Source organism: Sphingomonas abaci (assembly GCF_014199625.1).
GTDB lineage: Bacteria > Pseudomonadota > Alphaproteobacteria > Sphingomonadales > Sphingomonadaceae > Sphingomonas > Sphingomonas abaci.
Genome location: NZ_JACHNY010000041.1, coordinates 1 through 1,320 on the forward strand (window position 1 = coordinate 1; position 1,320 = coordinate 1,320).

General features: G+C 63.9%; 1 protein-coding gene. It reads right to left on the reverse strand.

Features of this window, described 5'->3' with window-relative positions:
- Window positions 1–212: 212 nt before the first annotated feature.
- Complete coding sequence (locus GGQ96_RS21095) at window positions 213–1,241, reverse strand: IS110 family RNA-guided transposase (protein WP_020493465.1); 1,029 nt, start codon at window positions 1,239–1,241, stop codon at window positions 213–215.
- Between the last annotated feature and the right edge of the window lie 79 nt (window positions 1,242–1,320).

Sequence of the window (1,320 nt, forward strand, 5' to 3'; positions counted from 1 at the left end):
TCGTCTAATCGGTCAAGCCGTTTGCCAAGGTGCTCGTAGTCGATCTTCTTTTGCGCATCGTTGTCGTCTTCGAGGTCAGGACGGGTCCAGCCTCAGCATGGCGCCAGATCGCCGGCCTCTCGATGTGGTTCCCGTGTTCCAGATGGTCACGAAGCGGGTCACGAGATGGCCGTGGCCGCACCCTGGCGGGGCGGCAGCTCGGAAAGCAGATATCAGGCCATGGCAGTCACCTTTGGGTCAAAGCCTCGCCCGTCGATCCACATCCGGTGGAGGATCACCGCCAGCTTGCGGGCCAGCGCAACGCGCGCCTTCCAGAAGCCCGATCTCCGGCCGATGGCGGCAGCCCAGTCCTTCAGCGCCGACGCCTGCGAGGTCCGCGACAGCATGACATTGGCCGCTTCGAACAGCAGCTTGCGGGTGAGACGATCTCCGCACTTGGAGATGCGGCCGTTGATGTCGACCTCGCCCGACTGGTAGCGACGCGGAGTGAGACCGAGATAGGCGCCGACATCCTGCGAGCGTCGGAACCGGTGAGGATCCTCGATGGTGGTCATGAAGCTGACGGCCGTCAGCGGTCCGACGCCGGGCATCGTCATCATCAAGCGGCAGGCGCCGCTTTGCCGGGCAACCCGGGCGAGCTGCTTGGCAATGGCAAGCTGTTGCTCCCGCAATGTGCTCAGCATCGCCAGTAGGCTCTCGAACAGTGCGGCGACCACCGGATCGTCCGGCAGCGTTGCCCGGACCTGACGTTCGAAGGTGCCACCCTTCCCGGGTCCGACCAGAATGCCGAAAGTCTTCGCCAGGCCGCGTATCTTGTTGATGAGCGCGGTGCTCATGCCGACCAGCTGGTCTCGCGTGATCAGGAGCGCACGCAACCGGTGCGTATCCATCGAGCGAACAGCGACCGGCCGGTACCAGCCCGAGCGGACCAGCCGTGCCAACCCAAACGCGTCGTTGCGGTCCGTCTTGTTCATCTGCAGCTTCAGCGCTGCCGCAGCATGCCTGGCATGAAGACACACCACCGGCAGCTCTCGCTCGGTCAATGCGTGCCACAACCACACGGTCATCGGGCCCGTCTCGATACCGATCCTCACGGCTCCTGCGGCCCTCCGCGCCAGCACGGCCGCAATAGCGTCCGGGTCCGTTCGCGACTTACCGTCCCATATGCGATCGCCCGTTTCGTCCACGACGCAGATCGCGGTCTCCTTCATCGACACATCTAGGCCAACATAGCAGGTCATCTTCCGTCCTCCTCTTCAGGGGACGACAGGCTATCCCAACGAGCACCGCTCCTGATTACGCCATGTGGTTCACCGACCA